Here is a 19,363-nt window from a genome sequence, read left to right as displayed (position 1 = left end):
CACCGGCTCAGTCCCGCTCGCACACGAAGATCGCCGTACCGGGGATGAGGTTGCCGCGCAGCGGGGACCAGCCGCCCCACTCCTGGCTGTTCCACGCGGGCCATTCCGGCTCGACCAGGTCGACGAGGCGGAAGCCGCCCGCGACCACGTCCCGTACCCGGTCGCCTAGGGTCCGGTGGTGCTCCACGTACACGGCGCGGCCCTGCTCGTCCTGCTCCACGTACGGGGTGCGGTCGAAGTAGGAGGCGGCGACGGACAGACCCTCGGGGCCCGGCTCGTCGGGGAAGGCCCAGCGGACGGGGTGGGTGACGGAGAAGACCCAGCGGCCGCCGGGGCGCAGGACGCGGCGCACCTCGCGCATGACGTTCACGGGGTCGGCGACGAAGGGGACGGCCCCGTAGGCGGAGCAGGCGAGGTCGAAGGAGGCGTCGCGGAAGGGGAGGCGGCCGGCGTCGGCCTCGACCAGCGGAACGTCCTCGCCGATCCGCAGGGCGTGCTGGAGCTGGCGGTGGGAGAGGTCCAGGGCGACGGGGCGGGCGCCCTGGGCGGCCAGCCAGCGCGAGCACTGGGCGGCGCCGGCGCCGATCTCCAGGACGTCCTTGCCCTTGAGGGAGGCGGCGGGGCCGAGCAGGGCCGCTTCCGCCTCGTCCAGGCCCTCGGGGCCCCAGACGAAGCGGTCGTCGCCGAGGAACGCGCCGTGCTCGCTCTGGTACTCGTCGGCGTTGCGGTCCCACCAGCCGCGGCTCGCCCGGCTGCTCTCCGCTTCCCCCGCGTCACGCCGCGTGGCCTCGGAATCGTCTTCGGCGGCCGATCCGGCTTCGTACGCCTCTTCGGGGGCGTAGTCCTCTTGGTTCATGGGGCCCGTCGTCGTAGTCTGCGAATGTCTGCGGAAAGCGGGCGGGAAGGGCCATCGGCGCCTGCCCGCCCATTAATTGTGCCGGTTGTGCGGTGATCCGCCCGAGGTGTGCGCCTTCGCGCATTGACCCTGTCCGGCTGCCCCCGTATGCTACAAGTTGCGCTGCGAGCCTGTGCTCCTCAGACCTAGCAGGCTGCGCTTGTATCTGTTGATGACCCCTCGGTTTTCGAGGCCCCCACCCCGCACTTCGCGGAACTGGGGCTTCCTTGGCTGTCCGGCTTCTTCGGCAGATGCCGATAAGGGCTCCCGGCGTAGCAGTACCTACGACTTTCTGTCCGTAACCGGAGCCCTTACCCACATGACGAGCAGCACCGAGACCACCGCCACCACTCCGCAGGTTGCGGTCAACGACATCGGTGACGAGGCAGCGTTCCTCGCCGCGATCGACGAGACGATCAAGTACTTCAACGACGGCGACATCGTCGACGGCGTCATCGTGAAGGTCGACCGTGACGAGGTTCTCCTCGACATCGGTTACAAGACCGAGGGCGTCATCCCGAGCCGCGAGCTCTCGATCAAGCACGATGTCGACCCGAACGAGGTCGTCAAGGTCGGCGACGAGATCGAGGCCCTGGTTCTCCAGAAGGAGGACAAGGAAGGCCGTCTGATCCTGTCCAAGAAGCGTGCGCAGTACGAGCGCGCCTGGGGCACGATCGAGAAGATCAAGGAAGAAGACGGCATCGTCACCGGTACCGTCATCGAGGTCGTCAAGGGTGGTCTCATCCTCGACATCGGCCTCCGCGGCTTCCTGCCGGCCTCCCTCGTCGAGATGCGTCGCGTCCGCGACCTCCAGCCCTACGTGGGCAAGGAGCTCGAGGCGAAGATCATCGAGCTGGACAAGAACCGCAACAACGTGGTCCTGTCCCGCCGCGCCTGGCTCGAGCAGACCCAGTCCGAGGTTCGCCAGACGTTCCTCACCACCCTGCAGAAGGGTCAGGTCCGCTCCGGCGTCGTTTCCTCGATCGTCAACTTCGGTGCCTTCGTGGACCTGGGTGGCGTCGACGGTCTCGTCCACGTCTCCGAGCTGTCCTGGAAGCACATCGACCACCCGTCCGAGGTTGTCGAGGTCGGCCAGGAAGTCACCGTCGAGGTCCTCGACGTCGACATGGACCGCGAGCGCGTCTCCCTGTCGCTGAAGGCGACGCAGGAAGACCCGTGGCAGCAGTTCGCCCGGACGCACCAGATCGGTCAGGTCGTCCCGGGTAAGGTCACCAAGCTGGTTCCGTTCGGTGCGTTCGTCCGCGTGGACGAGGGCATCGAGGGTCTGGTCCACATCTCCGAGCTGGCCGAGCGCCACGTGGAGATCCCGGAGCAGGTCGTCCAGGTCAACGACGAGATCTTCGTCAAGGTCATCGACATCGACCTCGAGCGTCGCCGGATCTCGCTGTCGCTGAAGCAGGCCAACGAGTCCTTCGGTGCCGACCCGGCCTCGGTCGAGTTCGACCCGACCCTCTACGGTATGGCTGCCTCGTACGACGACGCGGGCAACTACATCTACCCCGAGGGCTTCGACCCCGAGACCAACGACTGGCTCGAGGGCTTCGACAAGCAGCGCGAAGCCTGGGAGGGCCAGTACGCCGAGGCGCAGACGCGCTTCGAGCAGCACCAGGCCCAGGTCATCAAGAGCCGCGAGGCCGACGAGGCCGCCGCTGCCGAGGGTGCGGCCGCTCCGGCCGCGGGCAGCAGCAGCAGCAGCGCCGGTGCGGGCATCTCGGGCGGTTCGTACTCCTCCGAGGGTGCGGACGAGACCTCTGGCGCCCTGGCGTCGGACGAGGCCCTGGCCGCGCTCCGCGAGAAGCTGGCTGGCGGCCAGAGCTGATCGCAGCAGCGCAGCGTGAGCTGAGCTGATCTTCACCGGTAAGGCCCGTCCCCTCAGGGGGGCGGGCCTTACCGCGTTGTACGGGCTCGCGCGCCGTGCCCGCGCCGCGATCTCGTGAATACCGTCAACTGGGGAATGGTCACAGGTTCTTGGACGTTCTTGCCAGAGAACGCGGCGGAGGAGGAGTGGTGGCGGTGCTTGATCCACAAGGTTTGTACGAATGGGACGCCAAGGGCCTGGCGGTGGCCGACCTGGCGCTCGCCCAGGACTCGGCCGGGCTGGTCATGCTCTACCACTTCGAGGGGTACATAGACGCGGGCGAAACCGGCGAGCAGATCGTCGAGCGGCTGCTCGACACGCTGCCCCACCAGGTCGTGGCCCGGTTCGACGCGGACCGCCTCGTGGACTACCGGGCACGCCGCCCGCTGCTGACCTTCCAGCGCGACCACTGGACGGAGTTCGAGGAGCCCCTGCTCGAAGTGCGCCTCGTCCAGGACGCCACGGGCGCGCCCTTCCTGCTACTCTCCGGCCCCGAGCCGGACGTGGAGTGGGAGCGCTTCTGCGTCGCCGTCCGGCAGATCGTCGAGCGCCTGGGCGTACGGCTCTCGGTCAACTTCCACGGCATCCCCATGGGGGTCCCGCACACCCGGCCCGTCGGGATCACCCCGCACGGCAACCGGACCGACCTCATGCCGGGACACCGCAGCCCCTTCGACGAGGCCCAGGTCCCCGGCAGCGCCGAGTCGCTGGTCGAGTTCCGCCTCGGCCAGGCCGGGCACGACGTGCTGGGCGTCGCCGCCCACGTACCGCACTACGTGGCGCGCTCCCCGTATCCCGACGCCGCGCTGACCGCCCTGGAGGCGATCACCGCCGCGACGGGGCTGGTCCTGCCGTCGGTAGCGCACGCGCTGCGCACCGAGGCGCACCGCACGCAGACGGAGATCGACCGGCAGATCCGGGAGGGCGACGACGAGCTGGTCAGCCTGGTGCAGGGGCTGGAGCACCAGTACGACGCCGCGGCCGGCGCCGAGACCCGGGGCAACATGATCGCGGAGCCCGCGGAGATTCCGTCGGCGGACGAGATCGGCCTCGAGTTCGAGCGGTTCCTGGCGGAGCGCGAGGGCGAGGGCTGAGGAACCGGAACCGCCTACGGCAGGCCCAGGGCCGGGGCCGGGGCCGGGGGTCCGTACGGGTCTCCGGGGCGCGGGGGCTAGTCTGCCCGGCATGTTGAAAGTTGGCCTGACAGGCGGAATCGGCGCCGGCAAGAGCGAGGTCTCGCGGCTGCTGGCGGGGTACGGGGCGGTCGTCGTGGACGCCGACCGCATCGCGCGGGAGGTCGTGGAGCCGGGTACGCCCGGGCTCGCGGCGGTGGTGGCGGCCTTCGGGGAGTCCGTACTGACTCCGGAAGGCGGGCTGGACCGGCCGAAGCTGGGGTCGATCGTGTTCGCCGACGCGGCGAAGCTGCGGATCCTCAACGGGATCGTGCACCCGCTGGTCGGGGCCAGGTCCGCCGAGCTGGAAGCCGCCGCGGGGCCCGACGCGATCGTGGTGCACGACGTACCGCTGCTCGCCGAGAACGGGCTCGCGCCGCTGTACGACCTGGTCGTCGTCGTGGACGCGGCGCCCGACACCCAGCTCTCCCGGCTCACGGGGCTTCGGGGCATGGAGGAGTCGGAGGCCCGGGCCCGGATGGCCGCGCAGGCCACGCGGGAACAGCGGCTGGCCGTGGCCACGCTCGTGATCGACAACGACGGGCCGCTGGCGGCGCTGGAGCCGCAGGTGCGCAAGGTGTGGGAGGAGCTCACGGCGCGGGCCGCGGGCGGCGCGGCCTGACCGGCTGGTGTGGCAGGCCCCTGAGCGGGATCCGGCACCCCGGGAAGTCTCCGGGAGCGCTCGGTCTCCCACCCGCGGATCCGCGCCCGCGGATCCGTGAGGGCGGATACGGCTCGCCGGACTGCCTCCGGTAGCGGCATCCGCAGCGTGACCGCACGATGCGAGACACGGACCCGAACCGCAGCTCCCTCTCGGGTTCCGGGCGCGTTCCGCAGAAGAAGGGTGCCGCGCATGCCCGTCGACCCGTCCATCGCCGCCGTCCTCGACCAGGTCAACGCCCACCCCACCCCCCGGGTCGTCGACACGGATCCCGAGGCGCTGCGCGAGGCGAACCGCCGGATGGGCGCCGGCATCGCACTGCCCGAACCGATCGAGGTCGGCTCGGTGGAGAACACGGCCCTCCCCGGACCGGCCGGGCAGATCCCCGTCCGCGTCTACCGGCCCGAAGGCGGCGGGCCCGTTCCCACGGTGGTCTTCTTCCACGGCGGTGGCTGGCTCACCGGGGACCTCGACACCCATGACGACGTCACCCGGCGGATGTGCCGCGATGTGAACGCCGTGGTCGTGGCCGTCGACTACCGCCTCGCCCCCGAGCACCCCTTCCCCGCCGCCTACGACGACTGCCTCGCCGCCGCCCACCACGTGGCCGACCACATCGACGACTACGGCGGCCGCCGCGACCGCCTCGCCGTGGCCGGTGACAGCGCCGGAGGCAATCTGGCCGCCGCCGTCGCCCTCGCCTTCCGCGACGAAGGCCGACCGCTCGCCGCGCAACTCCTGGTCTACCCCGCCACCGACTTCGTCGGCGACCACCCCTCACGCACCGAGAACGCCACCGGCTACGTCCTGCGCACCCAGGACGTCCTGGACCTCCAGCACCTCTACGCGGGCGACGACCCCGCCGTCCGCGGCTCCTTCCGGGTCTCCCCGCCGCGCGCCGAACGGTTCACCGGCCTCGCCCCCGCGGTCATCGGCACCGCCCAGTACGACCCCCTGCGCGACGAGGGCAATGCCTACGCCGAAGCCCTGGCCGACGCCGGCGTGGAGGTCTTCGCCCGTACGTACGACGGACTGATCCACACCTTCCTCAACCTCTTCCCCGCCTCCCCGGCCGCCGACGCCGCCGTCACCGAGCTGTACGCCCAGCTCAAGGAGAGGCTCGGCTGACGGCATGCCGACGGAATAGCGTGCGGTGCGCGGGGCGTTGAACGCGCCTGTAGAGGGAAGGAACAGACTGTGTCCGACACCACGCCGCAGCTCCCGCCGCCGTCGCGGTCCTCGTCGCCCGAGACGCACGTCATCGACTACCGGGCCGCGGAGCAGCTCCTCGCCGCGCGCGACCCGCGCGGTGCGGTGAAGCTGCTCGACTCGGTCATAGCCGCCCACCCGGAGAACACGGCGGCCCGGCTGCTGCGCGCCCGGGCCTTCTTCGCCGCAGCCCAACTGCGTCCGGCGGAGCTGGAGTTCGAGATCGTGCTGGAGCGGGAGCCGGACAACGCGTTCGCCCACTTCGCGCTGGCCCGCACCCACCAGCGTGCCGGCCGGCCGGATCAGGCCCGCAAGCACTTCCGCCTCGCGGCCGCCCTCGACCCCCAGCCGGACTACCTGGCGGCGGCCCGCTTCGAGAAGTAGCCGGGCCGGCCTAGTCGCCGGGGGGCTCGTACGGGGGGACGTCGCGGCCGGGCTGGTAGTGCGGGCCCTGGTGGATGCGGTGGAGCACCACGGTCAGGTCCACGGCCGCGAGCACGGCGACGGCGGCGCAGGCCGCGGCCCATCCGGGCCGGGCGGCGAGCGAGAACGCCGCCGCCCCGGCCCCGGACCAGATCAGCCCCCACAGGCTCAGCCAGAAGCGCAGCCGCAGCGCGCTGCGGGCGGTCACGGGCTCGTTTCCGGTGCGCATGGCCATCGCCGCCTCGACCTAGTCGACCTCGTAGCCCTCCCCGGCCTCCCCGTCCCTTCCATGGTCCCACCGGGGGCGGGACCCGTCAGGGGTTGAGCTTGTTCACGGCCTTGACGGTCGTCTTCTTGAAGGCGGGGAGGGGGGCCTCGTGCAGGTAGCCCATCTGCCCCCACTTCACGATCGTCACGGTGGAGCCGTCGCGCCCGATGCCGTACAGGTGCACGCCGGGCTCGGACTCCGGCATGGAGGTGTGCACCCCGTAGACGTGCGCGCCTTCCTCGACGCTGAGCTTCCCGTAGTCCTGCCAGGAGGCCGTACCGCCCGGGGTGGTCCGCAGCCAGTCGGCGGCGCAGGCCGCCACCTTGTTCTCCAGGGCCGCCTTGAGCTTGATGGCCGCGGTGCTGGAGGAGGTGCGTACGGACACCTGTACCGCGCCCGTGTCGAATTCGGTGGAGAAGTCGCGGTACCAGCTCCCGGTGGAGGGGAGCACGCCGTCCACGCAGAACGGCGCGAACTCGGGCAGCCCCTTGGTGACCTTCCCGGCGTACCAGGCGGAGCCCGGGTGCGGGGGCAGGTCGGTCCCGGCCAGGAACCCGGGCGCGGTGACGGCGGCCGTGGAGGTGGTGGAGGCGGCCAGGACGAGGGCGGTGGCGGTGGCCGCGGTGGCCGCGAGGACGGCACTGGTCCGGGCGGTCCGGGCGGATCGGGTGGATCGGGCGGTCCCGGTGGATCGGGCGGTGCGTCGGAACATGGTCGGTTCTCCCCGTGTGGTCCGTGACGGTGCGGCGGTGTGTCTGGAGAAGGCTCTACCCCGGCTCGGGCCGGGGCCCACGGTTCGGGACGAATTCGGGACGATGGAACGGCCGTACACACCGTCAGCTGCGGGAACACCCTTGGCATGGAACGGAACTCCGGGACGGGGAGATCGGCCGAAGCGCAGGCGTTCGCGCGGTCGATGAGGGAACTGAAGGAGCGGAGCGGGCGGAGCTACGGGGCCCTCGCGCGCACGCTCCACACGAGTACGTCGACCCTGCACCGCTACTGCAGCGGTGAGGGGCTGCCCGCGGAGTTCGCGGTGGTGGACCGCTTCGCGCGGGCCTGCGGGGCGAAGCCGGCGGAGGCCGTGGAACTGCACCGGGCCTGGCTGCTGGCGGACGCGCGGCGGCGGGCGGGCGCGGTGGTGGAGGCGTCGCCCGTGGTTGAGGAGGGCGGGGCGGATCCGGAGACCGATCCGGAGACCGATCCTGAGGTGGCGGCCGCGGATCCCGATGTTCCGGGGGCGCCGGTGCCGCGCCGGTCCGGGCGCCGGCTGCTACTGGCCGGGGTGGCGGTCGCCGCGGTCGTGGCCCTCGCGGTGGGCGTCCGGTGGCTTCCGCGGACCGGGCCCGACCACCGGGCACCCCAGGCCGGGCCGACGGCGTCGGTGGCGGCCACGGGTACGGCAGCGACGGCCGGGCCGACGGCGGGGGCTTCGACGGGAGCATCCACCGGGCCCACGGCGACGGGTGGCCCCTCGCCGGCCTCCCCGCCCCTGCGCGCGGCCGTGCGGTCGCACGTGTGGGCGGCGGCGTGCGACCACGCGTACCTCGCCGAGCCGGCGCCCTCGGCGGTGCCCGCGCCCCCGGTGGAGGCCGACGCGCCCGCGTGGGCGGCGGGGCGGAAGGCCGTCCACGCGGGGACGCAGATCGTGGAGGTCACCGTGCTGGGCACGGGTCCGGACCCGGTGGTCCTGGAGAACCTGGAGGTACGGGTGGCCGGGCGGCGGGCCCCGCTGGCGTGGAACGTCTACCAGATGTCGCAGGGCTGCGGCGGAGGGCTCACCCCGGCCGGATTCACGGTCAACCTGGACGCCCCGCGCCCGCTGGCCCGGCCGGTGGCCGGCAACAACGAGGGGGAGGAGATCAAGGCCCCCGCCTTCCCGCTCCGGGTCTCGGCCGCCGAACCGGCCGTCCTGCGGGTGGTGGCGAGCAGCACCGGATGCGACTGCGACTGGTACCTGGACCTCCGCTGGAGCAGCCCCACCGGCTCCGGCACCCTCCGCCTCGACGAGGCCGGCCGGCCCTGGCGCATCTCCGCCGTCTCCTCGGACCGTCCGGTCTACGGGTACGCCCACGACCGCGGCCACTGGGGCCGCTGAACCGCTGCGCTGCCGGGCCGCGGGGGCGCGGGGTGCCGGGTCGCGGGGCGGCCGTACCGCCGGGCGGCCGTACCGCCGTACCGCCGGGCAGCTGGGTGCTGGGCCGCTGAGCTGCCGGACCGCTGAGCTGCCGGACCGCTGAGCTGCCGGACCGCTGAGCCGCTGGGCGGCTGGGCCGCCGGATCACTGGGCTTCTGGGCTGCTGGGTGGCTGAGCCGCAGGGTCGCCAGGTCGCCGGGCTGCCAGGTCCCCGGGCTGCCGGGCCGGTGGGGCCGCCGTACCGCCCCAACCGCCCCAACCGCCCGGACCGCCGGGCTGCCGGATCGTCGGATCGCTTGGCTGCTGGCTGGCTGAGCCGCAGGGTCGCCGGGCTGCTGGGCTGACGGGCCGCTGGGGCCGCTGAACCGCGGGACCGGCGGACCGACCCGACCGGCGGACCGACCCGACCGGCGGACCGCCCGGACCGCTGCGCGCCCGGATCGCCGGATCGCCGGATCGCTGGACTCGGGGCGCTGGGCTGCTGGGCCGGCGGACCGCCCGACCGTGGGACCGGCGGACCGCCCCACCGCCGGACCGCCCGGACCGCCCGGACCGCTGGGCTGCCGGATCGCCGGATCGCCGGATCGCCAGGTCTCCAGGTCGCCGGGCCGCTGGGGGCCGCCGTACCGCCCGGGGGCCGCTGTACCGCCCCGACCGCCGGATCGCTGGGCTGCTGGGTGGCTGGGTGCTGAACCGCAGGGTCGCCGGGCCGCTGAACCGCCGGGGCGCCGGGGCGCGGGGTGGCTGGCATGCCGGGCTGTCGGCCTGCGGGGCCGTGGGGGCGCCGGGGTTTCGGGTTTCCGGACCTCTGGGTCTCTGGGAAACACACAGCTCAGCGGCATTGTCAGTGCCCCCGCCTAGACTCGACGGCAGACGGGATCCGTCTGACCGCGACGACCGGGAAGCTGTGGAGATCGCGGAGAGTGCGAGAGGTGCGAGAGGGGGGACACGATGGCTACGCCGACGACGCGGCACGCACCGGGGCAGTCGGCCGCGTCCGTCTCCGCCCTGCCGCGGCACGCCGCCGTGTTCCTCCCCGCCGCCGTGCCCCGCGAGAGCCGCATCGCGTTCTGGGCGCCTGATGGGGACCCCCTGCCCGCCGAAGGGGTTCCGGCCACGCTCCAGGTGGTCCGCGCCCATGGCGAGGGCGTCCGTACCCGCACCGTGCCCGCCGTCACGCTGACGGTCACCGCCGCCCTGCCCGTGCTCGTCCGCGCGGTCCGCAGGCCCGTCACGCATCCCGCGACCCGCGCCTGGGGGACCGCCGCCGTCCAGGCGCTCTCCCTCGTCGCGCGGGGCCGTCTGCTGCCCGGGCTGACCCCCGACGGCGTCGATGCCTGGCGGGCCGGACCGCTGGACGCCGAGGACATCGCGCATCTGCGCGCGGTCGCCGCCGCCCTGCCCCACGAGGGGTACGCCACCCCGCTCGCCGGACGCCGCCCGCTCCACCTGCCCGAGCCGGAGGCGCTGGTCAGGGCGTTCCTCGACGCCGTCGCCGACAGCCTGCCCCGGACCCCCGCGGCGCCCTTCGCCGCGGGCCGGCCGTTCGCGGCCCGCGAGCCGCAGCAGGTTCCGGGGATACGGGACTGGGCCGCGCAGGTCGCCTCGGGCGCGGACACCGGAGTCGGGATCTCGCTCCGCCTCGACCTGTCCTCCTTCCGCCTCTTCGACGAGGCCGAGAGCGGGACCGGACCGGAGGAGGACGTGCGCCGCGCCGGGGCCGCCGTCGTCCAGGTGCACAGCCTCGCCGACCCGACCCTGGTCACGGACGCCGCGATGCTCTGGGCGGGCGCCGCCGCGGCCGGTTTCGGACCCCGCGCGCGGATCGACGCCGTCCTCGCGCTGCGCCGGGCGGCCCGGGTCTGGCCGCCGCTGCTGCGGCTCCTGGACCAGCCGGTCCCCGATGTCCTGGCCCTCTCGGACCCCGAGCTCGAAGACCTGCTGGGCCGGGCAGCGACCCGGCTGGCGGAGGCCGGAGTCCTGGTCCACTGGCCGCGCGAGCTGGCTCGTACGCTGTCCGCGACCGCCGTCGTACGGTCCACCGCGCCCGGTTCCGCCACCGACGGCACCGCGTTCTTCGACGCCGAGCACCTCTTCGCCTTCTCCTGGGAGCTGGCGCTCGGCGGGGACCGGCTCACCCCGGGGGAGATGGACGCGCTCGCGCAGGCCCACCGGCCCGTGGTGCGGCTGCGCGACCAGTGGGTGCGGGTCGATCCGGAGCTGGTGCGCAAAGCGCGCAAGCGGGAGCTGGGCCTGCTGGACCCGGTGGACGCGCTGGCCGCCGTACTGACGGGGACCGCCGAGGTGGAGGGCGAGCCCGTGGCGGCGGTGCCCGTGGGGGCGCTGGCCGCCCTGCGGGACCGGCTGACCGGGGAGCTGTCCCCGCTGCCCCAGCCGGCCGGGCTCAAGGCCACCCTGCGCGACTACCAGGCGCGTGGTCTGGCCTGGCTGGACCTGATGACATCGCTCGGACTGGGCGGCTGCCTCGCCGACGACATGGGTCTGGGCAAGACCGTCACGCTGATCGCGCTCCACCTGCACCGCGACCGTCCCGAGCCGACGCTGGTGGTCTGCCCGGCCTCGCTGCTGGGCAACTGGCAGCGGGAAATCGAGAGGTTCGCCCCCGGCACGCCGGTGCGCCGCTTCCACGGCGCCGGCCGCAGCCTCGAAGGGCTGGCCGACCAACCCGCCGGGGGATTCGTCCTCACCACGTACGGAACCATGCGCGCGGGAGCGGCCCGGCTGGCCGAACAGCCCTGGGGCATGGTCGTCGCGGACGAGGCCCAGCACGTCAAGAATCCGCACTCGGCGACCGCGAAGGCGCTGCGCACGATCCCGGCGCCCGCGCGGGTGGCGCTGACCGGCACCCCGGTGGAGAACAACCTCTCCGAGCTGTGGGCGCTCCTCGACTGGACCACGCCCGGACTGCTCGGCCCGCTCACCGCGTTCCGGGCCCGGCACGCCCGGCCCGTGGAGCACCAGACGGAGGAGGACGGGGGCAACGAGGCCGCGGTCGCCCGACTGGCGGCGCTGGTCCGGCCGTTCCTGCTGCGGCGCAAGAAGTCCGATCCCGGGATCGCCCCCGAACTGCCGCCGAAGACGGAGACCGACCACCCCGTGTCCCTCACCCGCGAGCAGGCCTCCCTCTACCAGGCGGCAGTCGACGAGGCGATGGCCGTGATCGGCGCGAGCGAGGGCATCGAGCGGCGCGGCATGATCATGAAGCTGCTGGCCTCGCTCAAGCAGATCTGCAACCACCCCGCCCAGTATTTGAAGGAAGCGGAGCCCCGGATCGTGCACCGCTCCGGGAAGCTGGCCCTCCTCGACGAGCTGCTCGACACGATCCTGGCCGAGGGCGGCTCCGTGCTGGTCTTCACGCAGTACGTGACGATGGCCCGGCTCATCGAGCGCCATCTGACGGCCCGCGGGATCTCCCACCAACTGCTGCACGGGGGGACGCCCGTTCCGCGTCGCGAGGAGCTCGTGGACCGCTTCCAGGCGGGCGAGGTCCCCGTGTTCCTGCTCTCCCTCAAGGCGGCGGGCACCGGCCTCAACCTCACCCGGGCCGGCCACGTCATCCACTACGACCGCTGGTGGAACCCGGCCGTCGAGGAGCAGGCCACCGACCGCGCCTACCGCATCGGCCAGACCCAGCCCGTCCAGGTCCACCGCATCATCGCCGAAGGCACCGTGGAAGACCGGATCGCCGAAATGCTGGAGGCGAAGCGGGCGCTGGCCGACGCCGTGCTGGGCTCCGGCGAGACGGCGCTGACCGAGCTCACCGATCGCGAGCTGGCCGACCTCGTCTCCCTGCGCAGGCCCGTGTGATCACCGCGCGCGACGACCGCCGCCGCACCTTCGAGACCGTGCCGCCGGGGCTGGAGGCCGTCAGCTGGTGGGGCCGGGCCTGGGTGTCCGCCCTGGAGGCGGTGGCCCGCGACGGAGCCCGCCTGGCCCGGGGGCGGACGTACGCCGCCGAGGGCCACGTCGACGCCGTCACCATCACCCCGGGCCGGATCGTGGCCTACGTACGGGGCAGCCGGCCGCGGCCGTACCGCACCGAGCTGTCCCTGCCCGCCTTCTCGGACGCCGAGTGGAGCGAGCTGCTGGAGTCGGTGGTGGCCGATCCGACAGCGCTCGCCGCGCTGCTGGAGCGGGAGGTCCCGGAGTCCCTCTCCGAGTCGGTCCTGCCCGGGGCGGGGGAGCTCGAGCCGCGCTGCTCCTGCCCGGACGTCGCGCGCCCGCCCTGCAAGCACGCCGCGGCCCTGTGCTATCGCGCGGCCCGGCTCCTGGACGCCGACCCGTTCGTCCTGCTCCTGCTGCGCGGCCGCGGTGAGCGGGAGCTGCTGGAGGAGCTCACCCGCCGCAACGCCGCCCACGCCGCGCGCGAACAGCCCGATGAGACACCGGACTTCCCCGGGGTGCCGGCCCGTGCCGCGCTCGCCCGCACCGTCCTGCCGCCGCTGCCCGCTCCCCTGACGGCGCCGTCCGCCGCCGGGCTGCCGCCCGCGTACCCGGCCGACCCGGCGGCCCCGGACCCGCTCGCCCTGGACCAGCTCGCCGGGGACGCGGCCGCCCGCGCCCTGGCTCTGCTGCGCACCGCCGAGGATCCGATGGCCGGGCTGAGCCGCTGGCAGGACGCCGTCCGGCTGGCCTCGGCCCACCCCACGGCCGGGCTCACCGGCGCCGCCCGCGCGCTCTACCGTGAGCTGGCCCGCGCCACGGGGCGCAGCACCACCGACCTGGCCCGGGGGGCGGCCGCCTGGCGGCAGGGCGGTCTGCCCGCCCTGCTCGCCCTCGAAGAGCCCTGGGATCCGCCCGCCGGCCCCTTCGACCGGGCCCGCCCGGCGCTCATCGCCGCCGCCCAGGGCTCGTTCCGCCCCGACCGCAACCGGCTCACGGGCACCTCCCGCCAGCTCAGGCTCGGCCGTGACGGCCTCTGGTACTCCTACGAGAACCGGCTGGGCGACGACGACTGGTGGCCCACGGGCCGCCACCCCTCCCCGGACCCGGTCACGGCGCTGCTGGGCTGAGCCCGGCCGCCCAGCGGCCGAGGGTGGCGAAGTCCTGCGGGCGCAGGCCGTGCCGGGGGTGGATGCGCAGGAGCAGGGCCGGGGCCGGGTAGTGGGCGGCGACCCAGGCGCGGTCCTGGGGCGTGATCAGGTCGTCGACCCAGGCGAAGGGGCGGCCGGCCGCCCATTCCAGGAGGGGGCGGGTCTTCCAGAAGAGGCCGTCGGGGTCACGGGTGAAGGGTTCCGGCCATTCGATGACAGGAAGATCAGCGGGTAGGCCGATGTGCGGGGAGATCAGGGTGTTGGCCTCGTGCGTCCAGGCGGTGGCCCAGGCGAGTTCGTAGGGCAGGGCCAGCAGCCGGGCGCCGTGGCCCGGGTGCAGCCGCACCCGCACACCGCGCCTGGCACTGCGGGATTCCGGTGCGCGGTAGGACAGCCAGATGCTCGGACGCATGCGGTGGCTGGTGTATCCGCGGAGACCTGCGAGGCGGGACCGGAACGGGTTGAGGGGGCCGTCCACGTCGAGGAGGAGCAGCGGGCGAGTCATGAAGTATGGATTACCCAGTACACGATGGAGTGAAATGCCTACCGGCGCTATAACCCGAATGGGGTTACGGCGTTGTTTCCGGTACGGGTGCAACGCCCGTGGACCCTTCCGGAAGGCAGGAAAACTGATGCGTCACAGTCGTCGGAATGGCTTGATCGCGGCGGTGGTTGCGGGGGGTGGACTCGCGGTCGCGGGTGCGGGCGGCTTCGCCTACGCCGACGCGGAGGCGGGCGGGCAGGCCGTGCGGTCGCCGGGGGTGCTGTCGGGGAATCTGCTGCAACTGCCGGTGCACGCCCCGGTGAACGTGTGCGGGAACACGGTGAGCGTGGTCGGCGTGCTCAACCCGGCAGCCGGGAACCGGTGCGTCAACGCGGACCAGGGCGGCGGGAAGCCGGGGCATCCTGGGCCGCGGCCGTCCGGCCCCTCGCACCCCTCGAAACCCGGCGCCGGAAACGGTGCGGGGAACGGCGGGGGGAGCGGCCACGACGGAGACGGCGGCCACGGCGGGCACGGCCGGGGTGCGGTGGCCGATGGGCGCGGAAAGGATTCTCCGGGGCTGCTGTCCGGCAACGGGCTCCAGCTCCCCGTCCAGGTGCCGGTCAACATCAGCGGCAACTCGGTGAGCGTCGTCGGCGTCGGCAACCCCTCCGTGGGCAACACCGCCGTCAACGGCTCGACCCCGGTCGTCGGCAAGCCCGTCCAGCCGCCCGTCACCGTGCGGCCGGTCACCCCGCCGGCCCCGCCGCGCAACCACCCCTCGGCGCTCGCCCACACCGGGGCCGAGGGCGCCGGCTACCTGCTGTCCGGCGGCGGCGCCCTGCTGCTCGGCGGAGTGCTGCTCTACCGCCGCTTCCGGCTCAACTAGCCCGCGCGGGCGCCTCGGAGGCGGCCCGCCAGCCGTCCAGGATCGCGTCGATCCGCGGCGCCAGCCGGGCCCGGGCCGCGAACCGGGGCACGCCCCCCATCAACAGGGCGTCGTACTCGGTGTCGAGGTGCCGCACGGCCGCCCGTACCGCCGCGTACACGGCCGGCGGGTCCAGGGCCCGGCCGGCCGCGCTGCGGCCCACCCGGCCGCTGCCGCGCACCGATGCGTGCGCGGCGATGGCCCGGGCCCGGTCGGCGGGGCACCCGGGGAACAGGCGCAGGATCTCGGCGGCGAAGGCCGCCGTGAACCGGGTGTCCTCGGCGGCCCGGCGCAGCCGGTCGCGCTCCCGGCGGCGGGACCGTGCCTCGGCGTCCGCGAGACAGGCGCGCTCGGCGCGGGCCAGGGCCGCGTCCTCGACGAGGATTCCCAGGCGCTCGTAACGGCGGCGGCGCCGGTGGAAGCGGACGACGACGGCGGACAGCGAACTGGCCTCGTGGGCCCGCCGGGTGAGGGCCGTGTCGCCGCGCGGCAGGTAGACGAGGTGTCCGAGGTCGGCGCAGTCCAGGCAGCGGGGCACGCCGGCCTCGCGGACGAGGCGGCGCAGCGGTCCCTGCCGGCACTCCGCGCAGTGGATCTGCTTCGTCGACTCGAAAACGACCAGGCTCATGCCGAAGTGATACCGCCGTTCCGGCCGTATATCACCTTGTAAGTATGGGTAGTTGCGGTTTCACAGAGTCTTCCCTGACCTCATGGTGTCCTCCTACCGTGAGTCGAGTGGGCCGAGCCTGGCCCATGGAGGAGGGAAACATGGCGGGACGGCAGGCGACGGCGGGGCGCCCGAGGGCCGCGGGCAGGCGCCCGAAGGCGGAGGTGGCCTCCGACCTCGTGGTGAGAGAGGTCGCGATAGAACCGGGCGGCTGCACCGGCTGGCACTACCATCGCGTCCCGCTGATAGCGGTGGTCAAGTCCGGCACCCTGACCCGGATCCTGCGCGACGGCACGGTCGAGGTCCATCACACCGGCACGAGCTTCGTCGAGCCCGCCGGCCGCCGCCACGTCCACCTCGGCCGCAACCTCGGCGCCGAGCCGGTCGTGCTCTGCGTGACCGCCGCCCTCGCCGAAGGCGACCCCTTCGCGCTGCCCGCCGAGGCCCCGCCCGGGGCCACGCCGTGCGCCTGCCCCACGCGGACGCGGTGACCCCGGCTCCCGTGACCCCGGCCACCGCTCAGACGAGCCGGCGGATCTCCCCGCGCACGCGGTAGAAGCCTCCGGCCGCCGGATGCAGGCCGTCCACCACGTACCGGGCGCCGGGCTCCCGTATCCCGCGCGGGAACTGCACGTTCCAGGAGGGCTCGAACCCGCCCGACACCACCTGGACGCGCATCCGCTGGCCCTGCTGCACGCACTCCACGACCACACCGCCCGCGGGCACCGAGGCCACCGACACCGTCGCCACCGCGGCCGGGGTGGCGGCCGGGGTGAAGACGGGCAGGGCGGCCGCCGACTTCACGTCCACGGCCGTCGGCACCGACCCCTCCCGGGCGGCCGCGATCGCGGCCTCGCTCGCGTCCACGCACACCAGCGAACCGTCCGTGGTCACCAAGTACAGCCGCTCGTCCAGGTACTGCATGGACAGCGCGGCCCCGCTGCCGGTGCCCAGCTTCCACAGCCGCCGCCCGTCGGCGTCGAAGCAGTACACGGACGACGCGAGGTCGCCGGCGAAGACGTGCCGGCCGTCCGGCGAGGTCGCGCACGAATAGACCGCCGCGTCGCACCGGTACGAGGCCTCCAGTGCGCCCGTCGCCTTCGACAGCCGCTCCACCGTGTTGCGACCGGTCCCCGCGTACACCGCGTGGTCCTCCTGCCAGCCGAACAGCACCGAACCGTTGGTCTTCGTGTGCCACAACTGCCCGCCGCCGTCCGGGGCGTAGGCCGTCACCCCCTTGCTGTGGCCGTGGTAGACCGCCCGCTCGTCCGCCCGCACCATCCACGCGTTCTCACCGGCCGAGCGCCGCGACCACTGGAACTCGTCCTCGTGGTCGATGACCGTCAGCCCGCCGCTGCGGTCGGACACGTTCAGCACGCCCTCGCGGATGTCGAGCCAGAAGATGTCCACGTCGGCCGCGATGTCGTACGCCCCGAACGGCACCTTCGAGGACAGGTCGTACACCGTGCCGTCGTCACAGCCCGCATAGATCCAGAACTCGTCCGCCACCAGGCATTTCACCCCGTCCGGCAGCGAGTACCGGGCCAGCACCTCACCGCTGTGGCTCACCGTGTAGACGTCTCCGGCCTGGTTGCCGACCCAGCAGCGGTCCTCGTCCACATGGATCCCGAAGGCGGAGGACCCCGTACGGAACCGCCACAGGACCGGGGCCACCGCGCGTGCGGTGGACGGGGTCGAGGTCACCTGGCGGCGCGTCACCGACCGGGCCGCGCGGGCGCCGCGCACCGCCGGGGCATAGCCCTTGCGGACCTTCTCCCCGACCTTCTTGGCGGCGGCCGCCCGTGCCTTCTCGGCGGTCGGGAAGGAGGAGTTCTGCAGCTGGCCGTCCGCGCCGATGCGCCCGTACCGCACCGAGACGGCGGTGCCGTCGACGGTGACCTCGTAGAACTTGTGGGCACCGCCGTCCTCCTGGGACAGCTCCAGATACGTCGTCTCCCGAGCCATGACAGACCCCTCCCCAAGGCCGGGCCACCGGCCCCCTGTGCGCCGGTGATCCCTCGTGAAAAACGTTAGGGGCGACCACTGACAATGGGCTGGTGCAGCTGGAAGCGATCACCTGGCAGCGGATGGCCGAGCGGCTCGCCGGCCACCTCGAAAACAACGGCAACGGCAACGACAACGGCAAGGACGCGGGCGAGAGCGGGGGCGGCCCGGTGGGCGGATGGCAGCGGGTGGGCATCGACGGGGCGCCCGCCGCCCGCACCGGCGTGCTCGCGGCGGAGCTCGCCGACGCGCTGCGCCTGCGCGGGCGTTCGGTCCTGGTCGTGGCGGCCGAGGGCTTCCTGCGCCCGGCCTCCCTCCGCTTCGAGTTCGGCCGCGAGGACGTGGACTCCTACCTCGACGGCTGGTACGACACGGCGGCGCTCTGGCGGGAGGTCTTCGGCCCGACCGACCCCGGCGGCACCGGCCGGGTGCTGCCCGACCTCTGGGACCCGGTCAAGGACCGGGCGACCCGCAGCCCCTACGCCGAACTCCCGCCCGGCGGCGTGCTCATCGTGCACGGCCCGATGCTGCTGGGCCACTGGTTCCCCTTCGACCTGAGCGTCCACATCGGCCTCTCCCCGGGCGCGCTCGCCCGCCGCACCGAGGAGTCCGCCCGCTGGACCCTCCCCGCCTTCGCGCGCTACGAGGCCGAGACCGGCCCGGCGGACCGGGCCGACGCCCTGGTCCGGGCCGACGATCCGCGCCACCCGGCCTGGACGGGGCTGCGCGGGGGGCGCGCCGGCTGACTCCGCGGGCCGCCGCGCGTACCGCTGCGTACCCCCGGCCCCGTCACGGAGGTCCGGGAACCGCAACAGGGGGATTCCGGCACGGTGACGATCGGTTCCGGCCATCGCTCCGGCCGGAACCGCGCGCTACGTTGACGCCACGCTTCGACGGCGGCCACCGCGGTGGCGCCTTGGCAGAGGGAGAACGCAATGCGCGGACACGGCACGGCGGTTCGGGGCGCGAGACGGTTGCGCGCGCAGGCGGCGCTCGCCGCGCTGGCCCTGTGCGGGACCCTGGCCCTCACGGCGTGCAACGGTGACGACGAGACCGGTGCGCCGGGAACCCCCGCGAGCCCCGCCACCAGCGCGGCGGCCACGGGCACCACCCCGCCGTCGGTCTCCCCGTCTCCCTCCTCGGCGCCGTCGGCCACGCCGAAGAAGCCGGCTCCCAGCGCCACTTCGGCCGCCACGCCGGCGGGCACGAAGAAGGCCCCGATGCCCGGGTCCACCTGCGACCACAAGATGCCGATCTCGCCCGACGAGATCGCCGTCTACCGCTACACCCCCGAGGGCGGGGTCCACAGCCTGATCATCAAGCACGGCAACTGGGGCTGCGCCGCCCCCGGTGCGGATGCCGCCCCCTTCGAGACCACCGGCAAGGAAACCTTCCTCAACATCGCCGAGGACGCCAAGATCACGGCCGTCACCCCCATCGTCGCGAGCACCGTGAGCCAGCCGATCACGCTCCAGCAGCTCATCGACTGGCTGATCGCCCACCCGAACCAGGGCCGTGTCTTCCGGTACCACCTGGACGGCGCGGGCGTCATCGACTCCCTCGACCACCAGTACACCTCCTGACC

Annotated in this window: 18 protein-coding genes; 12 read left to right on the top strand and 6 right to left on the bottom strand. The window is 73.7% G+C overall.

Annotated elements, in window-relative coordinates:
• Positions 1 to 7: 7 nt before the first annotated feature.
• Entirely contained in the window at positions 8 to 856 is an 849-nt protein-coding gene (locus AC061S_RS05605; RefSeq protein ID WP_478684711.1) for a class I SAM-dependent methyltransferase, read from the bottom strand.
• A gap of 358 nt (positions 857 to 1,214) precedes the next feature.
• Here AC061S_RS05605 and rpsA point away from each other — a divergent pair, with 358 nt between their 5' ends.
• The 5 genes from rpsA (at position 1,215) to AC061S_RS05580 (ending at position 6,200) form a co-directional block, all read left to right on the top strand.
• A complete protein-coding gene (gene rpsA, locus AC061S_RS05600; RefSeq protein ID WP_478684710.1) occupies positions 1,215 to 2,735 on the top strand; it encodes a 30S ribosomal protein S1 in 1,521 nt (506 codons plus the stop codon).
• 194 nt (positions 2,736 to 2,929) lie between these two features.
• Positions 2,930 to 3,868 carry a PAC2 family protein gene (locus tag AC061S_RS05595; protein ID WP_478684709.1) on the top strand — a complete coding sequence of 313 codons (939 nt, stop codon included), beginning with the start codon at positions 2,930 to 2,932 and terminating at the stop codon, positions 3,866 to 3,868.
• A 91-nt stretch (positions 3,869 to 3,959) separates the two neighbouring features.
• Positions 3,960 to 4,568: a dephospho-CoA kinase gene (coaE, locus tag AC061S_RS05590; protein ID WP_478684708.1), complete on the top strand. Its 609-nt coding sequence runs from the start codon at positions 3,960 to 3,962 to the stop codon at positions 4,566 to 4,568.
• A 231-nt stretch (positions 4,569 to 4,799) separates the two neighbouring features.
• Positions 4,800 to 5,735, top strand: a complete 936-nt coding sequence (locus tag AC061S_RS05585) for an alpha/beta hydrolase (RefSeq protein WP_478684707.1) — start codon at positions 4,800 to 4,802, stop codon at positions 5,733 to 5,735.
• A gap of 69 nt (positions 5,736 to 5,804) precedes the next feature.
• Positions 5,805 to 6,200, top strand: a complete 396-nt coding sequence (locus AC061S_RS05580) for a tetratricopeptide repeat protein (RefSeq protein WP_478684706.1) — start codon at positions 5,805 to 5,807, stop codon at positions 6,198 to 6,200.
• A gap of 10 nt (positions 6,201 to 6,210) precedes the next feature.
• On the opposite strand, the gene AC061S_RS05575 is transcribed toward AC061S_RS05580, so the two are convergent.
• Positions 6,211 to 6,468 carry a DUF6343 family protein gene (locus AC061S_RS05575; RefSeq protein ID WP_478684705.1) on the bottom strand — a complete coding sequence of 86 codons (258 nt, stop codon included), beginning with the start codon at positions 6,466 to 6,468 and terminating at the stop codon, positions 6,211 to 6,213.
• 85 nt (positions 6,469 to 6,553) lie between these two features.
• Complete coding sequence (locus AC061S_RS05570; RefSeq protein WP_478684704.1) at positions 6,554 to 7,219, bottom strand: hypothetical protein; 666 nt, start codon at positions 7,217 to 7,219, stop codon at positions 6,554 to 6,556.
• A gap of 204 nt (positions 7,220 to 7,423) precedes the next feature.
• Here AC061S_RS05570 and AC061S_RS05565 point away from each other — a divergent pair, with 204 nt between their 5' ends.
• The 3 genes from AC061S_RS05565 (at position 7,424) to AC061S_RS05555 (ending at position 13,677) form a co-directional block, all read left to right on the top strand.
• On the top strand, positions 7,424 to 8,605 hold the full coding sequence (locus tag AC061S_RS05565; protein WP_478684703.1) for a helix-turn-helix domain-containing protein: 1,182 nt from the start codon (positions 7,424 to 7,426) through the stop codon (positions 8,603 to 8,605).
• Between the two features lie 990 nt (positions 8,606 to 9,595).
• Positions 9,596 to 12,472 (top strand): DEAD/DEAH box helicase, encoded by a 2,877-nt coding sequence (locus AC061S_RS05560; RefSeq protein ID WP_478684702.1) that lies wholly within the window; start codon positions 9,596 to 9,598, stop codon positions 12,470 to 12,472.
• Positions 12,469 to 13,677: an SWIM zinc finger family protein gene (locus AC061S_RS05555; RefSeq protein ID WP_478684701.1), complete on the top strand. Its 1,209-nt coding sequence runs from the start codon at positions 12,469 to 12,471 to the stop codon at positions 13,675 to 13,677. The genes AC061S_RS05560 and AC061S_RS05555 overlap by 4 nt, the downstream gene beginning before the upstream one ends.
• Here the strand turns inward: AC061S_RS05555 and AC061S_RS05550 are convergent.
• A complete protein-coding gene (locus AC061S_RS05550) occupies positions 13,658 to 14,203 on the bottom strand; it encodes a hypothetical protein (RefSeq protein WP_478684700.1) in 546 nt (181 codons plus the stop codon). The genes AC061S_RS05555 and AC061S_RS05550 overlap by 20 nt on opposite strands.
• Before the next feature lie 163 nt (positions 14,204 to 14,366).
• Between AC061S_RS05550 and AC061S_RS05545 the strand changes: the two genes are divergently transcribed.
• Positions 14,367 to 15,068, top strand: a complete 702-nt coding sequence (locus tag AC061S_RS05545) for a chaplin (RefSeq protein WP_478684699.1) — start codon at positions 14,367 to 14,369, stop codon at positions 15,066 to 15,068.
• Here the strand turns inward: AC061S_RS05545 and AC061S_RS05540 are convergent.
• Positions 15,061 to 15,735, bottom strand: coding sequence for a DUF2293 domain-containing protein (locus AC061S_RS05540; protein WP_478684698.1), 675 nt, complete (start codon positions 15,733 to 15,735; stop codon positions 15,061 to 15,063). The genes AC061S_RS05545 and AC061S_RS05540 overlap by 8 nt on opposite strands.
• Positions 15,736 to 15,875: 140 nt before the next feature.
• Here AC061S_RS05540 and AC061S_RS05535 point away from each other — a divergent pair, with 140 nt between their 5' ends.
• Positions 15,876 to 16,265, top strand: a complete 390-nt coding sequence (locus AC061S_RS05535; protein WP_478684697.1) for a cupin domain-containing protein — start codon at positions 15,876 to 15,878, stop codon at positions 16,263 to 16,265.
• Between the two features lie 28 nt (positions 16,266 to 16,293).
• Here AC061S_RS05535 and AC061S_RS05530 read toward each other — a convergent pair whose 3' ends face one another.
• Positions 16,294 to 17,739, bottom strand: coding sequence for a WGR domain-containing protein (locus tag AC061S_RS05530; RefSeq protein ID WP_478684696.1), 1,446 nt, complete (start codon positions 17,737 to 17,739; stop codon positions 16,294 to 16,296).
• A gap of 92 nt (positions 17,740 to 17,831) precedes the next feature.
• Between AC061S_RS05530 and AC061S_RS05525 the strand changes: the two genes are divergently transcribed.
• On the top strand, positions 17,832 to 18,524 hold the full coding sequence (locus AC061S_RS05525; protein WP_478684695.1) for a nucleoside/nucleotide kinase family protein: 693 nt from the start codon (positions 17,832 to 17,834) through the stop codon (positions 18,522 to 18,524).
• Between the two features lie 189 nt (positions 18,525 to 18,713).
• Positions 18,714 to 19,361 carry a hypothetical protein gene (locus AC061S_RS05520; protein WP_478684694.1) on the top strand — a complete coding sequence of 216 codons (648 nt, stop codon included), beginning with the start codon at positions 18,714 to 18,716 and terminating at the stop codon, positions 19,359 to 19,361.
• The last annotated feature ends 2 nt before the right edge of the window (positions 19,362 to 19,363 follow it).

The organism is Streptomyces sp. CA189 (genome assembly GCF_056428985.1).
Note: the sequence above shows the minus strand (reverse complement) of the source record. Positions and strands in the feature narration are given on the sequence as shown.

Coding starts and splice junctions, on each gene's coding strand:
- AC061S_RS05605 (WP_478684711.1), bottom strand. CDS start 856: ATGAACCAAGAGGACTACGCCCCCGAAGAGGCGTACGAAGCCGGATCG.
- AC061S_RS05585 (WP_478684707.1), top strand. CDS start 4,800: ATGCCCGTCGACCCGTCCATCGCCGCCGTCCTCGACCAGGTCAACGCC.
- AC061S_RS05565 (WP_478684703.1), top strand. CDS start 7,424: ATGAGGGAACTGAAGGAGCGGAGCGGGCGGAGCTACGGGGCCCTCGCG.
- AC061S_RS05570 (WP_478684704.1), bottom strand. CDS start 7,219: ATGTTCCGACGCACCGCCCGATCCACCGGGACCGCCCGATCCACCCGA.
- rpsA (WP_478684710.1), top strand. CDS start 1,215: ATGACGAGCAGCACCGAGACCACCGCCACCACTCCGCAGGTTGCGGTC.
- AC061S_RS05550 (WP_478684700.1), bottom strand. CDS start 14,203: ATGACTCGCCCGCTGCTCCTCCTCGACGTGGACGGCCCCCTCAACCCG.
- AC061S_RS05530 (WP_478684696.1), bottom strand. CDS start 17,739: ATGGCTCGGGAGACGACGTATCTGGAGCTGTCCCAGGAGGACGGCGGT.
- AC061S_RS05560 (WP_478684702.1), top strand. CDS start 9,596: ATGGCTACGCCGACGACGCGGCACGCACCGGGGCAGTCGGCCGCGTCC.
- AC061S_RS05520 (WP_478684694.1), top strand. CDS start 18,714: ATGCGCGGACACGGCACGGCGGTTCGGGGCGCGAGACGGTTGCGCGCG.
- AC061S_RS05535 (WP_478684697.1), top strand. CDS start 15,876: ATGGCGGGACGGCAGGCGACGGCGGGGCGCCCGAGGGCCGCGGGCAGG.
- AC061S_RS05540 (WP_478684698.1), bottom strand. CDS start 15,735: ATGAGCCTGGTCGTTTTCGAGTCGACGAAGCAGATCCACTGCGCGGAG.
- coaE (WP_478684708.1), top strand. CDS start 3,960: ATGTTGAAAGTTGGCCTGACAGGCGGAATCGGCGCCGGCAAGAGCGAG.
- AC061S_RS05575 (WP_478684705.1), bottom strand. CDS start 6,468: ATGCGCACCGGAAACGAGCCCGTGACCGCCCGCAGCGCGCTGCGGCTG.